We start from the raw sequence: 12342 nt of genomic DNA, 5'->3' as shown, positions 1-12342 counted from the left end.
AGCGTGGGCGTGTTCACAGCGTCCTCCGGGCAAGGTCGTCGATGCGGTCGGTCGTGTCGGTGCCGGTGCGGGAGTCACCGGGCGACGGCTCCTCGCCAGGCGGGTCGACAAGACCGGACAGGCGGCGCCGCGCCCGATGCAGTCGGACCTGGAAGGTCGCCACGGTGACGCCGTGCACGGCCGCGGCCTGCGCGGGCGTCAGGCCGTCCCACGTGACCAGCAGAAGCGCCTCGCGATCGACGGACGAGAGGGCGGCCAGCCCGCGGAGCATGGTCATGCGCTCGATCGCGAGCAGCTCGGCGCCCGGCGTCGGAGCCGGCGACACGGAAGCGAGGCGGGCGAGCTCATCGTGGAGGATCCGCTGCCGGTAGTGCGATCGGTTGGCGTTGGCGATCGTGTTGCGGGCCACGACGATGAGCCACGGCAGCGCCTCACCGGGGACCTCCGCGAGACGGCGCCAGGCCACGAGAAACGTCTCGGAGACGACCTCCTGGGCGGTGTCCGGATCGACGTGCCGCATCGCGTAGGCGTGCACCCGAGCGGCGTGAGCGGACCACAAGCCTTGGAAGTGCTCAGCGGCGGTGTCACGTCCACCATGCCGTCGCGCCGGGTCGTCCTGTTGAGTTCCCATGCTCTGAGATGTCCGGCCGAGCCCGGGACTTACAGCCGGCGCTGAGATCGGCGGGAAGTGGTCCCCGCATCGTCACCCGGACGGCTCAACGACGTCTGAGCGACGGCGTTCAACGGCGGGCAGGCAGCCCGATCCAGATCGCCGCGGAGGTAGGCCAGCACGCCGCGCAGCGTACGGCCCGGCGGCCGGGCCTTCGCGCGCACACCTGCTACTTCCTCGGCGATACCCGCCTGCGGCGTTGTCGGCAGCGATGTTGATTGCGCCCGTGGCATCGCTCAGCACGTTCAGTCATCGTCGAAGCAGGCCGGCCGAGACAACGACAACCGAACAGAGACCCCGACGTGACCGTGCGACCGGGCGCAAGCGACCCGCGACCCGTCGTCCACCCTCGCGCCGACTACGATCGGCGAGCGGGAGCAGGCGAACTACACGGGAGTTGTCCCGAGGGTTCCACGGACCAAAGCGCTGATCCCCCGGGCCTCTAGCTCAATTGGCAGAGCAGCGGACTTTTAATCCGCGGGTTGTGGGTTCGATCCCCACGGGGCCCACTGTCTGACCTGCGGTTTTGCCGCGGGGCACTCCCTTCGGCGGCCGGCCGAGACGGGGGGTGGTCACACTCTGGTCACGCACGCGCTTCGGCAGGCGCCCAACGAGGCGTTCGGCCGCATCGCGCCCCACACCAGGCAGCAGGTGCGCGTAGGTGTCGGCCGTGATCGCGATGCTCGAGTGCCCGAGGATCTTCGACACCACGGCGATATCAACGCCGTCGGCCAGCATCAGCGATGCCGCGCCGTGCCGTAGGTCATGCAGTCGCACTCGGCGCAGGCCAGCTCGGTGGACGAGGTCGGTAAACGCCTTCGTAACCGCGTCGGGGGCGTGTGGCTCACCGTTGGCCCGTGCGAACACCAGGTCATGGTCCACGTACGCCGATCCCCACTCGGCGCGCTCCAGGTCCTGGACGAGGCGATGCGCCTCGAGGGTTGCGACCGTGCTCCGCGCCAGCTCGACGACTCCACCGTCTCGACCTTCGGTCTTGGGCGAACCGAACTGCCGACCCTTGTGCACGAGGCCGCAGTACGAGCACGGCACTTCCGAGGGCAGCCCGATGACCTGCCGCCTCACGGCGAAACTGCCGCGCTCGAGATCGACGTCGGCCCACATCAAGCCGAGCGCCTCGCCGCGCCTGAGCCCCGTGAACGCGATCACCTCGAACAGCGCACCGAGGTCGTCAAGGGCCGCCCTATCGAGGAAAGTGGCCAGCTCCTCTGGGCCCCAAGGCGACACCCGCGGGCGACGGACGGCGGGCATCTCAAGGTCCTCGGCAGCATTTAGCGTGACGAGCCGCTTGCGCTTGGCCGAAGCCAACGCTGAGCGCAGGGTCGCCCGAACACGCTGGACGGTCGCCGGCGATAGCGCACGTCCGTGAGGGCCGCTGCGATCCAGGAGGCCACAGAGCGCGGCTTCAACTTCGGCGGGCCGTAGATCGCGTAGTCGGCGTCGCCCCATGAGCGGGATGAGGTAGTGGTCGACGTGCTGGCGGTAGGAACGAAGCGTGGTGGGCTTGATCCCTCCTGCAGCCTTCTGCTCGAGCCACCGATCGAGGTACTCCGCCACAGTCATCGACTCGTCGTAGGCCATCGTGCCGTCGGCGATAGCCGCGGTTGCCCGCGCTCGCGCAAGCGCGGCCTCCTTCTCAGTCGGGAACCCGCCCTTCTTCTGCTGCCGGCGGCTTCTCCAGCGGCCATCGGAGCCCGGCCCGGGCCCGAGATCAACGATGTAGTACCAGGTGCCGTGGGCCTTCCTGCATGGCGTGGACCTTCCTGACTTGTCCGCCGGGACGACGCACGCGCACCTCTTGAACACGCCGGGGGTCATGGCAGGACCGCCTGAATCATCTCGACCAGCCTCGGTCCCGGCCGGGCCGAACCGCGACGTCCGGGCTCACCCGGAGCGAGCCATCCGGCCGCACGGCACGCCTTCACCCAGCCTCGGGCGGTGTCGAGGGGGATGTCCCGCTCGATGCAGACGGTCCGGTAGACGCCTTCAGCCTGCAGGAACACCCAGGCGAACTCGAGGAGTTCCCGGTCTGTCCGGGGAGGTCGCCCCGCCTTGCTCGGGGACGGCGCTGGCCAATCGCGCACGAGTTCAGCCGTGGCGTTGAGCGGCGGTCGTCGAGTCAGTCGGGAGATGGCCGGGAGCGACACGAGGATTCTCGTGGCATATCTCAACTCCGTGCCCCGGTGTGGGTCCTCCGCTGGATCGTCGGGACGAAAATACGGCACGTACCCCTCCGGGAACTCGCTAAGTCCTGTCGCGACCTCGAGCAGCGAATCGGCCGCGACGATCTGCGCAACCGTGAGCGTCTCGAGCGCCTCGTGGATCAACCCGAGCGGTACGCGCCGCAACACGCGGGACGTGACGGCGGGAGCAAGGTCGGAGCCTGCCGGCACGGCGGCCTCCAGCTCGAGCGATGCGATCCTCCACGACGCACCGTGCGCGAGCAGCCGGCCATCCGCTCGCCATAGCCGTTCCTCATCCGGCTCTGGCCACGTCAGCGTGTACCGCCATCTGTGGTTGTCCTTCGGGTCGTGCACGTCGCCGTCGAGGCGCAGGAACAAGGTCGCCGCGGCGGCCCCTTCCCCTGCCGAGTTGCGATGAGCAGTGAGCATGACCGCCCCTTCGTGGACCCGATCCACAGCCCATACAACCTCGGGTGCGTGCTTCGTCATGGCGCCACCATGCCCGCGTGTCCATTGGTTGTCAACCTGGTGTCCTCATACGGTCGTAAATTCGCCCCGGCATCTCACCGGGTCGGTATTCGACGCTCCCCACTGAACCCGGTGCCGTTCTGAACCGGATGCGCTCAACTGATTGATATGACCACCAAGCGCGAACAGTTCGACAACCTCGTCCACCGCCTCGCGGCACAGAAGCGCCTCCCTGATCTCGGTGAGCGCCGCCGTCTCCGCGAGACCCACGGGATCTCTCTTCGTACTGCCGGAGCTGCGACGGGCGCCTCGCCGACCGCCATCTCGGCGTGGGAGTCCGGCAGGTACTTGCCCCGGGGAGAGCACCTTCTCGCATACCTCGACTTCCTCGACCTCCTGATGGAGATGGAGGAGCCGAGCGCATGAGCGGGATCGACACGGCACCGCGGAGGGCCCTGACGGTCGAGGAGGTCCTCTCGCTACCGGCGGCCGTCGATCTCAGCACGGCTTGCCGGGCGCTGAACCTCGGGAGGACCGTCGGCTACGAACTCGCTCGCAACGGCGAGTTCCCCTGCGCCGTACTCCGAATCGGCGGTCAGTACCGCGTCGCCACTGCGCTGCTTCTCATCACGCTCGGCCTGGACCCGGTCACGAACTCGGCCGCTGCGTGAACACCCAGCCCAGCCCCGTCCTCGTTAAGTACCACCAATCCCAACAACCCAGTGGCACCTCGTGGCCTCGTTGCCCGACGAAGGGTCACCTCGTACTCCGCCGCTTCGCCTCGGGCCAGGTGACCTACGGGCGTTGCGGGCGGCTCCGCTGTCACGCTTGCATCACGCCCGCGGTCTACGACCGCGCTGCGGCCATCTCCCTTGCGCGCCCATCCCACCTCATCACGCTCACCCAGGTCGGGCCCGCATGGAACGAGATCAAGGCTGGTGTTCAGCTGTTCGTGCGCGCGCTCAAGGCGCTTGCTGGCCCCGTGGAGGCGGCGTACCACGTCGAGGTGAATCCCGCCGGCACGGGCAACCACGTGCACATGTGGGCGCGCACCAAGCGCGTGACACGGCCCTCGATCGCCCTCGCGGCCGAGCGGGCGCACCTCGGACCCATCGTCGACGTCAGGCGGGTTGATCTCCCGCGGGACGGCGAGCGGTTGACGGGGGCGACCTACGGGATGAAAGCCTGCCTCCGACGACCTGATGGTGCATCGTCGCTCTGGCCGCAGGCCGAGGAGTACCTCCATCTGAACGGCGATCGTCTCGAGCACCACACCCAGGGCTACTACCTCGACCGAGGCGGCGCCCAGGTTGGCGTGCGGCGCGCTGAGGCGGAGGCTCGCGCGGCCTATGGGCTCAGCGGCGGTTGGCACATTGCCGGGCTCGATTGAGAGATTCCTGCGTTTCCTGCGTGCTCCTACGCGCGCGCACGCGTGGCGACGCGCGGCCCGCTGCACCGAACTGGCCCGTCGACGCCACGAGGTGTGCGTGCCGCCCTCTGGCGCGGGCAAGCGCGCCCGACGTCAGGCGACGCTTTGGTACATGTCGCCGCGCGCTGGCGACCGAGACGGCCAGGTAGCGGGTCTCTTCGGGACCCACTCTGCCGCGGCCCTGAACAACCGACTAGCGTGCGCTAGATGGCGATCGATGGGCTATATCCAGTGGCGCTCCTCGGTGCCGCCCACAACTCACTGTCGCGGGAGGCCGCCAACAGACGTGATTGGCACCTCCGACTCGGCTACCTCACCGTCCTCGCCGCCATTCCTTTGCTCTTCGTGTCCGCGGCCGCCTTGAAGACCGGGTCATCCATAGCCCTTTCGATCGGCGCGGGGCTCCTCGCCTCAGGGGCGATGACGTTCCTATTTGGGGAGCGCGTCGTGCGGCGGTCGGCACCGCTCCCTCGAACGACTCACAGCGGCCACGAGCGGCTCGAATCGAAGCCCGACTGGCGAGCCCGGGTGCATGCAGATCGCGCCTGGGCGCATGCCCGCGGCCAGGCCGAGTTGGAGATGGAGCTGGGCGGGATCGTCGACGTCCTCTACTGGCCTGGCGAAACCGCCTACGGCACTGACGACGACGTCTCGTGAGCAGCCCGATGGGGTGGTCCCCCTCGGCAGACCAGCACGCAAGCGACTTGGTTCGGCGGGCGGCGAACATCCTCTACGTCGAGGCAGAACGAGTGGCCCGTTCCACAGGCGCGGACAGCGTCGGCAAGGGGCATGTCGAGGCGGCGGCCGACTCGCTCCGCGTCCTAGGGCAGCGGCGGCGGGAAGCCTGGCCAGGAGTCCTCGCGGACGCCGGCTGGGCCCTAATCGGGCTGGCAGGCGGCGGCATGATCAGCATCCAGTTCGCCGACATCACGCCGGTGGCCGTTGTGTGGGCGTGCGCCGGACTCGGGTTGGTAGGCGTCGCGCTCGCTTCAGTTGGAGTTACTCGGCAGCTCTCGCGCTCGTAGCGCATTCCCCTGTCGTCGCCCACGGCGGATCGGCAGATCGACTGCCGGATCCGACTGGGGCCCCGGAATCGCGGTAACGGGCGTGGCCAGTTCCGTGACCATCGCGTGACCACCCCGGCTCTGACCTGCACCGATAGTGCCGGCGTCGGATATGCAATCCGCTGGATCGTCTTGATCCGCACCCGATTTGCGTATCAGCGCGTGCGTAGCGTGCCCTCACTGTCCGCCTCAGAGAGTCGGCACCGGGAACGCCCACGTAGACACCATCCCTGAGCCTTGCGCAGGCCCGGGCCGCGTCACCGCGTCGCCCGCCCTCTCGCGCTCGGCGAGGACATGGTTCAGCGCGAGGAGCTGGGCCAGCACGTCGGCGTGGGGGTCGAATCCGTAGGCGTCCATCACAGCCGAGTCGAGTTCAGCGTGGAGGTCGCGCAACGTTGATTTGCCCGGGCGGCGCAGTACGTCGTACTGCTGCGCCAGCGTGACCCCCATCGAGAAGGACTTCGCGCGGTGCTCGACGATCTTCGCGGCCGCCTGCGCGACTCGATCGACGATCTCCACCGTCGGGTCCTGCGGCCACGGAAAGTGGCCACCGACGTTCTTCGACGTGTAGGTGAGGCGTGTCTCGAGCGTGGTGCACTTCTCCCGGAACCAGTCCGTGTGCAGCTTGCTCTGAAGGACTCCCAGCGAGTAGTCGTCGCTGAACGGGAACGCGACCGCCGAATCCGAGATGTGAAAGCGAGGATCGACGAACGAGAAGACTGGCCCGCGGAGTTCGCTCGAGGTTCGGGTGAGCACTATGTACCGCGGCAGCTTCTCCAGCGCCTCAAGCATCTCAGCGCGCCGGTAGCCGAGCATCCACCAGTTCTCGGCGAACCGGACATGGTGGACGTTGGTTCGCGCGTCACGGTTTCGCGCCAGGATCTCCTGGTTCACCGCCACCTGCGCTTGGGCCTTGGCCTGCCGGTCGGCCATCGCAGTGGGCTCGAGATACGCGAGCAACTTGGGGTACCGGGCCCAGACGTCGTCCGAGTCGCGCCCCGGGATGTCGATGACCCAATCGTTGACGTCGGTGCTGTGAAGCATCTCCTGGCCACCCAGGACCGCATGGATGACCTCGGCGTCAGCGGGCTCCGCTCGAATGAGAGCGCGCGCCTCGGTCCCGCTCACCTTGAACGCCTCCACCACCCCGAAGGTCTGCCCCTGGTAGAACGAGTCCTTGTTCGCTCCCAGGGTCTCGGTGGTTCGCAGGTCGGTGAGCGCGGAGAGAGAGCCGGAGATCTCGGCGACCTCGACACGGCGCTGACCGTCTTCGAGCCACAGCACCCTCGCCGCCGGCGGAACGCCGCCCTTCTGCCAGTTGACGATCGATACGGTGACCTGCGCTTCCCCCGACCACGGCATGTGCGACACGGCGTCGAAGATCACGCCATCGTGGTCGACGATGTAGTCGAGTGATGCCTTTCGTCCGTCACCCTGCTTGATCGACTTGGTGCCAACGAAACCCGCACGCCCTCCATCCGGGAGGTGGTCGTGAGCCTTGGGGAACCAGTACGTCACGAAGTCCGCCACCCCCTGGGGACCGTACTTCTCATCGAGGCGGGCAACGTAGTCAGCGCCAAGTTCCCCGATCATTCCGCGCCGTCCGATGTACGGCGGGTTGCCGATGATGACGTCGGCCCTCGGCCACGGTGAGAAGAGTGCGTCGGAGCAGCTGATGACTCCGTCGAGGTTGTCTAGGGGCAGGATCGTGCCCTCGTCACCGAGTTCGTCGGCGGCGAGCTTCTTGCCGAGCTGCATCGTCACCTTGGCCACCTCGACGGCGAACGGGTTGTTGTCGATGCCCAGGAAGTTCTCGGGCTGGACATAGCTCAACGACGCTTGCTGCGAGCCCCGCTTCGCACGGAGCTTCTCGGTGATTTCGTGCTCGATGCGCCGGAGCTCGCGATAGGCGACGTAGAGGAAGTTCCCCGATCCGCAGGCGGGGTCGAGAACGCGGTAGGTCATCAGGTCGGTCAAGAGGGCGTTGAGCTCTCCTACCTTCGTCGAGGCGTCGACGCGCTCCCGCCACGGGTCCACGATGCAGGGGCCGACGATCTTCGCGATGTCGGCCTGGGAGGTGAAGTGCGCACCCCGCGCGTGCCGCTCACCGGAGTCCATCGATCCCTCGAAGAGCGTGCCGAAGATCTCAGGGCGTACGCCCGCCCAGTCTGTCTGGGCAGCGTCTCGAAGAAGGGCGAGTTCGCTGTTGGTTAGCTCCTGTGGATGCACGTGAGCAAAGAGGCCGCCGTTGAAGTAGGGCGTGTCCTTGAATCGACCACCGGGGGTCTTGCCCGGGGCGTTCATCTCGTGGAAGAGCCCGCCGATGAGGTCGAAGGCTTCAGCCCCCGTGTGGGCGTCCGTGATGGCCTCTGTGAACGAGTGCCGTGGCAGAAGCCCGATGTCCTCGGAGAACATCGCCATGACGCACTGGAGCACGAACCGCTGCGCTACCACCGTCGATACGCCGCGCTCCTTCATCGACGTGAAGACGAGAGCAACCTCTGCCGCAGCAGCTCGAGTTACCTGGACGAGGTCGTTGCCGAAAGTCGGCGGGACCTCGGTCGGCAACATGAATCCAAGGACCTCCCACCGCTGCGGGAGGTCCTCGATCCGGACGACGTCGACCGGTTCGTCGAGCTGGTTCTCGAAGTCGTACACCCAGAACTCGTCGAAGTTGCAGAGCACGACGTATCGCGGTCGGTCGGGGACTGCGCGCACCCAGTAGTCGAACGCCTGCCTGTAGTGCTTGCGCAGCGGCGTGCCGGCCTTCTTCATCTCGATGAGCACGCGGGGCTTCCACATCAGGTCGGCGAACCCGGTGCCTCTGTCCTCGCGCTTGCGAAGCCGTGACTCGAACTCCGCACCGGCGTCCTGGACCCCCTCGTGTCCGAGCGCCCGGAAGAGTCGGTCTAGGAACGACTGGGCCTCGCCCTTCTCATCCCCCCGCAGCTTCTCGTTCCTCCAGGCCACGAATGCCGAGAGGTCCGCTTTGAGGTCTGGAGTCGACGGGTTGATCGCGTTGGGCATGTCCGCAGCGTAGGGTCAGCGCCTTTCCCGCGGACCCTGAACGCGCGCTGTCTAGGCACCAAGAGTCGATCGCCACGGGCTTGAAGTGGTGGTCACGACACTGGTCACGGTGTCGTTATCGAGGTCCGGTGAAGGCTGGCACGATCCGACACCGCACTGGCGCTCATGGCGGAGGATCCGGCAGACCTCGGTCACGTCCGGCCCTGCCCGCCCTCGTCACCGCGTTCTTTTAATCCGCGGGTTGTGGGTTCGATCCCCACGGGGCCCACCCTGCAGGACCGCCAGGTGTCGGCTGTCGCCGGGTGAGTCGAGGACGGGACTGCGACACACGACGCCGCAGGCCCGTCTCGCGCGCCGGTATCCCCGCCCACAGTCCCGACCCCTTACCAGTGCGGCGGTTCATCGCTGGGCGAACAGCCGATCCGGAATGGTGGCCGGGGGGCGACCGTTCGGATGAGCAGCACCCGCGGAGCCCGCGCTCCGCCCCCTGCACCGAGACGAGGTACCTGGACATGAGCACCACCACGATCGACCACACAGTCACCCCCGCCGAGCTCACCCGGCAGGACCGGTGCGACCGTTGCGGCGCCCAGGCCTACGTCAAGGCGACCCTCCCGACGGCCGACGGCATGGACCTGCTCTTCTGCGGCCACCACTTCCGGGCGCACGAGCTCAAGCTGGTCGCGGCCGGCGCGGCGATCCACGACGAGCGTCACCGCATCGACGAGCAGCTGTCCGACAGCTACACGCCGACCGCGTAGTACCCCGCGTCGAGGTCCGCGAGCAGCTCCGGGTTCGTCGGCTCCCAGCCCAGCAGCTCTCGCGTGAGCTGGCTCGAGGCCGGGATGTCGAGCGCGAAGAACCGGCCGATCCAGCCGAAGTGACCGTCCACGTCGGACGGGTCGATGGACACGGCGGGCACGCCGAGGGTGCGTCCGAGCGCCTCGGCGATGTCCCGCGTCGGCACTCCCTCCTCCGCCACCGCGTGCACGACGGACCCGGTGGGCGCCCCCTCCAGCGCGAGCCGCACGAGGCGGGCCGCGTCGAGCCGGTGCACCGCGGGCCAGCGTGCGGAGCCGTCCCCGACGTAGCCCGACGCGCCTGCCGCGTGAGCGACGCCGGCAAGGGTGGCGACGAAGCCGTGGTCGCCCTGACCGTGCACGGTGGGCGCGAAGCGCACGCTGACCGAGCGGACCCCGCGGTCGGCGTGCCCGAGCGCGAGGTTCTCCGCGCCGCCGCGCATGCTGTCCGGTCCGTGGCTCGGGTTGGCGTCGCGCTCGGTCACCGCCCGCCCCGGTGTGAGGCCCGCGACGCCGGACGCCAGCAGGAACGGTCGGTCCGACCCCTCGAGGGTGGCGAGGAACGTCTCCACCGCCGCCCTCTCCGTGCGCCACGCGCCGGGCATGTCGGAGAAGTCGTGCTTGAAGCCGAGGTGGACGACCGCGTCGGCCGCCTCGGCGCCCGCGCGCAGGCTGTCCAGGTCGTCAAGGCTCCCGCGGTGCGCGGACGCACCGGCGGCCGAGATCGCGGCCTCGGACTCCGACGAGCGGGCGAGACCGGTGACCTGGTGCCCCGCCGCGAGGAGCTCGGCGGTGACCGCGGAGCCGATCCAGCCGGATGCACCGGTGACGAACACGTGCATGGGGAACTCCCTCGAACTGATGTCAGCAACTGTCATCACGACAGTACGCCGGATGTCAGTCGCTGTCATCACTAGACTTGTCCGCATGGGTCGATGGGAGCCGGACGCACGCGGTCGCTTGGCACGCGTCGCCTTGGAGCTGTACGCGGAGCGCGGCTTCGAGCAGACGACGGCCGAGGACATCGCCGAGCGCGCCGGCGTCACCGAGCGCACCTTCTTCCGGCACTTCGCCGACAAGCGCGAGGTCCTGTTCGACGGCTCCGCCGCGCTCCAGCAGCACCTGGTCGATGCCATCGCCTCCGCACCGGCCGGGCTGCCGCCGATCGAGGTCGTCGGCCGGGTGTTCGCCGGCGCAGGAGCGCTCCTGGAGGAACGGCGGGACTTCGCCCGGCGCCGGGCTGCCGTGATCGCGGCGACCCCGGCGCTCCAGGAACGCGAGCTGCTGAAGCTCGCGACCATGGCCACTGCGGCGGCCGAGGCCCTGCGCGCCCGCGGCGTCCCCGACCCCGCCGCCGGGCTGGCCGCCCAGGTCGGTGTGGCGGCCTTCACGACCGGGTTCGAGCTCTGGGTCACCGACGCCTCGCCCGACGGGCTCGCCGCGACCATCGAGGGGGCGCTCGCCGACCTCCGGGCCGTGACGGCGCCATGAGCGTCGAGGTGCTCCCCGCGCTCGGTCGGTACGACGACTTCTTCGAGGTCGTCGGCGTGAAGAAGCCGGGCGGCGGGGGCTGCTGGTGCATGGCGTACCGCGACAGCCGGGTGCCCAACCAGGAACGCGCGCAGTACATGCGCGACGAGTGCGCCCAGGAACCCGGCCCCGGCGTTCTCGCGTACGTGGACGGCGAGGCCGCCGGCTGGTGCTCGGTCGCCCCTCGGAGCAGCTACCGCCGCCTGATGCACTCGCGGACCATCCCGTTCGTCGACGACCGCGACGCGTGGAGCATCGTGTGCTTCGTGGTCCGGCCGGCGTTCCGGCGCCGCGGCCTGATGCACGAGCTGCTCGAGGGCGCGGTCGCGCACGCCCGGACGTCCGGCGCGGAGGTCGTCGAGGGGTACCCGGTGGAGATCGACGGCGGCGACCGCGTCGACCTCATCTCGGGGTACGTGGGGACGCGCCGGCTGTTCGAGGTCGCAGGGTTCACGCGGGCCGCCGAGACGACCGGGCACAGCGGCGGTCGACCCCGCGTGATCATGCGCCGGGAGCTCCGTGACCGGGGATGATGGCCAGATGCCAGACGACACGGCGCTGCGCGGCCGGCTGCTCGTCGCCACCCCCAGCCTGCGCGAACCGACCTTCCACCGGACGGTGATCCTGCTGCTCGACCACGGCGAGGCCGGCGCGGTGGGCGTCGTGCTCAACCGGCCGTCGACGCTGGACGTCGCCGCGGTGCTGCCCGAGTGGCACGACCACGTGAGCGACCCGCCGAGGCTGTTCCACGGGGGACCCGTCGGACTGGACACCGCCATGGGCGTCGTCACGATCCCGTACGGCTCGGACCTGTCCCCCGACGTCGACCGGATGACGGGTCGGTTCGGCCTCGTCGACCTGGACGCCGCCCCGGAGTCGGTGGTCCCGCACGTGGGCGGGGTCCGGGTGTTCGCGGGATACGCCGGCTGGGGCGACGGCCAGCTCGAGGCGGAGCTGGCAGAGCGCTCGTGGTTCGTGGTCGACGCGGTCCCCGACGACCTGCTCACCCCGCAACCGACCACGCTGTGGCGGCGCGTCCTGCGACGCCAGGGCGGCGACCTGGCCATCGTCTCGACGTTCGCCGAGGACGCCAGCCTCAACTGAGACCGGACGGCCGATCCGGGGAGCCTGTGCCAGGATCGCCCGAGCGCAC

12 protein-coding genes, 1 tRNA gene and 1 pseudogene are annotated in these 12342 nt (G+C 69.0%); 9 read left to right on the top strand and 5 right to left on the bottom strand.

All coding sequences use genetic code 11. The annotated features are described in order from the left end of the window. Positions 1 to 13: 13 nt before the first annotated feature. Positions 14 to 520 (bottom strand): RNA polymerase sigma factor, encoded by a 507-nt coding sequence (locus AC1DXT_RS09610; protein WP_477061127.1) that lies wholly within the window; start codon positions 518 to 520, stop codon positions 14 to 16. Between the two features lie 586 nt (positions 521 to 1106). Between AC1DXT_RS09610 and AC1DXT_RS09605 the strand changes: the two genes are divergently transcribed. Next, positions 1107 to 1179: transfer RNA gene (locus AC1DXT_RS09605), tRNA-Lys, on the top strand. Positions 1180 to 1378: 199 nt separating this feature from the next. Here the strand turns inward: AC1DXT_RS09605 and AC1DXT_RS09600 are convergent. Then, positions 1379 to 2251, bottom strand: a pseudogene (locus AC1DXT_RS09600) (tyrosine-type recombinase/integrase); the annotation flags it as partial. 251 nt (positions 2252 to 2502) lie between these two features. After that, positions 2503 to 3360, bottom strand: coding sequence for a hypothetical protein (locus AC1DXT_RS09595; RefSeq protein ID WP_477061126.1), 858 nt, complete (start codon positions 3358 to 3360; stop codon positions 2503 to 2505). A 147-nt stretch (positions 3361 to 3507) separates the two neighbouring features. Between AC1DXT_RS09595 and AC1DXT_RS09590 the strand changes: the two genes are divergently transcribed. The 4 genes from AC1DXT_RS09590 to AC1DXT_RS09575 all read left to right on the top strand — a co-directional run bounded on the left by AC1DXT_RS09590 (position 3508) and on the right by AC1DXT_RS09575 (position 5425). Continuing rightward, a complete protein-coding gene (locus AC1DXT_RS09590; protein WP_477061125.1) occupies positions 3508 to 3765 on the top strand; it encodes a helix-turn-helix domain-containing protein in 258 nt (85 codons plus the stop codon). After that, positions 3762 to 4010, top strand: a complete 249-nt coding sequence (locus tag AC1DXT_RS09585; protein ID WP_477061124.1) for a hypothetical protein — start codon at positions 3762 to 3764, stop codon at positions 4008 to 4010. The genes AC1DXT_RS09590 and AC1DXT_RS09585 overlap by 4 nt, the downstream gene beginning before the upstream one ends. A gap of 119 nt (positions 4011 to 4129) precedes the next feature. Continuing rightward, positions 4130 to 4729 carry a hypothetical protein gene (locus tag AC1DXT_RS09580; protein ID WP_477061123.1) on the top strand — a complete coding sequence of 200 codons (600 nt, stop codon included), beginning with the start codon at positions 4130 to 4132 and terminating at the stop codon, positions 4727 to 4729. A 246-nt stretch (positions 4730 to 4975) separates the two neighbouring features. Continuing rightward, positions 4976 to 5425, top strand: coding sequence for a hypothetical protein (locus AC1DXT_RS09575; protein WP_477061122.1), 450 nt, complete (start codon positions 4976 to 4978; stop codon positions 5423 to 5425). Positions 5426 to 6021: 596 nt separating this feature from the next. On the opposite strand, the gene AC1DXT_RS09570 is transcribed toward AC1DXT_RS09575, so the two are convergent. Continuing rightward, positions 6022 to 8859 (bottom strand): DNA methyltransferase, encoded by a 2838-nt coding sequence (locus tag AC1DXT_RS09570; RefSeq protein WP_477061121.1) that lies wholly within the window; start codon positions 8857 to 8859, stop codon positions 6022 to 6024. A gap of 512 nt (positions 8860 to 9371) precedes the next feature. On the opposite strand from AC1DXT_RS09570, the gene AC1DXT_RS09565 reads away from it, so the two are divergent. Then, positions 9372 to 9620, top strand: a complete 249-nt coding sequence (locus AC1DXT_RS09565; RefSeq protein ID WP_477061120.1) for a DUF7455 domain-containing protein — start codon at positions 9372 to 9374, stop codon at positions 9618 to 9620. On the opposite strand, the gene AC1DXT_RS09560 is transcribed toward AC1DXT_RS09565, so the two are convergent. Further along, on the bottom strand, positions 9602 to 10501 hold the full coding sequence (locus tag AC1DXT_RS09560; RefSeq protein ID WP_477061119.1) for an SDR family oxidoreductase: 900 nt from the start codon (positions 10499 to 10501) through the stop codon (positions 9602 to 9604). The genes AC1DXT_RS09565 and AC1DXT_RS09560 overlap by 19 nt on opposite strands. An 85-nt stretch (positions 10502 to 10586) precedes the next feature. Here AC1DXT_RS09560 and AC1DXT_RS09555 point away from each other — a divergent pair, with 85 nt between their 5' ends. From AC1DXT_RS09555 to AC1DXT_RS09545, 3 genes are read left to right on the top strand one after another with little or no spacing between them, the layout of a single operon-like run. Further along, a complete protein-coding gene (locus tag AC1DXT_RS09555) occupies positions 10587 to 11150 on the top strand; it encodes a TetR family transcriptional regulator (RefSeq protein ID WP_477061118.1) in 564 nt (187 codons plus the stop codon). Then, entirely contained in the window at positions 11147 to 11722 is a 576-nt protein-coding gene (locus tag AC1DXT_RS09550) for a GNAT family N-acetyltransferase (protein WP_477061117.1), read from the top strand. Before AC1DXT_RS09555 ends, AC1DXT_RS09550 begins: the two co-directional genes overlap by 4 nt. A 7-nt stretch (positions 11723 to 11729) precedes the next feature. After that, the gene (locus AC1DXT_RS09545; protein WP_477061116.1) at positions 11730 to 12293 is read left to right on the top strand and encodes a YqgE/AlgH family protein; all 564 of its coding nucleotides are present in this window, start codon (positions 11730 to 11732) and stop codon (positions 12291 to 12293) included. Positions 12294 to 12342 lie beyond the last annotated feature (49 nt).

The organism is Cellulomonas sp. P1_G12_2, assembly GCF_056405535.1.
The sequence above is the reverse complement of the archived record's forward strand: the minus strand, read 5'-3'. Positions and strand labels throughout refer to the sequence as shown.

What these genes read in the sequence shown, in the direction of transcription:
- AC1DXT_RS09610 (WP_477061127.1), bottom strand. Translation starts at nt 520, where the DNA reads ATGCGGCACGTCGATCCGGACACCGCCCAGGAGGTCGTCTCCGAGACG.
- AC1DXT_RS09595 (WP_477061126.1), bottom strand. Translation starts at nt 3,360, where the DNA reads ATGACGAAGCACGCACCCGAGGTTGTATGGGCTGTGGATCGGGTCCAC.
- AC1DXT_RS09590 (WP_477061125.1), top strand. Translation starts at nt 3,508, where the DNA reads ATGACCACCAAGCGCGAACAGTTCGACAACCTCGTCCACCGCCTCGCG.
- AC1DXT_RS09585 (WP_477061124.1), top strand. Translation starts at nt 3,762, where the DNA reads ATGAGCGGGATCGACACGGCACCGCGGAGGGCCCTGACGGTCGAGGAG.
- AC1DXT_RS09575 (WP_477061122.1), top strand. Translation starts at nt 4,976, where the DNA reads ATGGCGATCGATGGGCTATATCCAGTGGCGCTCCTCGGTGCCGCCCAC.
- AC1DXT_RS09570 (WP_477061121.1), bottom strand. Translation starts at nt 8,859, where the DNA reads ATGCCCAACGCGATCAACCCGTCGACTCCAGACCTCAAAGCGGACCTC.
- AC1DXT_RS09565 (WP_477061120.1), top strand. Translation starts at nt 9,372, where the DNA reads ATGAGCACCACCACGATCGACCACACAGTCACCCCCGCCGAGCTCACC.
- AC1DXT_RS09560 (WP_477061119.1), bottom strand. Translation starts at nt 10,501, where the DNA reads ATGCACGTGTTCGTCACCGGTGCATCCGGCTGGATCGGCTCCGCGGTC.
- AC1DXT_RS09555 (WP_477061118.1), top strand. Translation starts at nt 10,587, where the DNA reads ATGGGTCGATGGGAGCCGGACGCACGCGGTCGCTTGGCACGCGTCGCC.
- AC1DXT_RS09550 (WP_477061117.1), top strand. Translation starts at nt 11,147, where the DNA reads ATGAGCGTCGAGGTGCTCCCCGCGCTCGGTCGGTACGACGACTTCTTC.
- AC1DXT_RS09545 (WP_477061116.1), top strand. Translation starts at nt 11,730, where the DNA reads ATGCCAGACGACACGGCGCTGCGCGGCCGGCTGCTCGTCGCCACCCCC.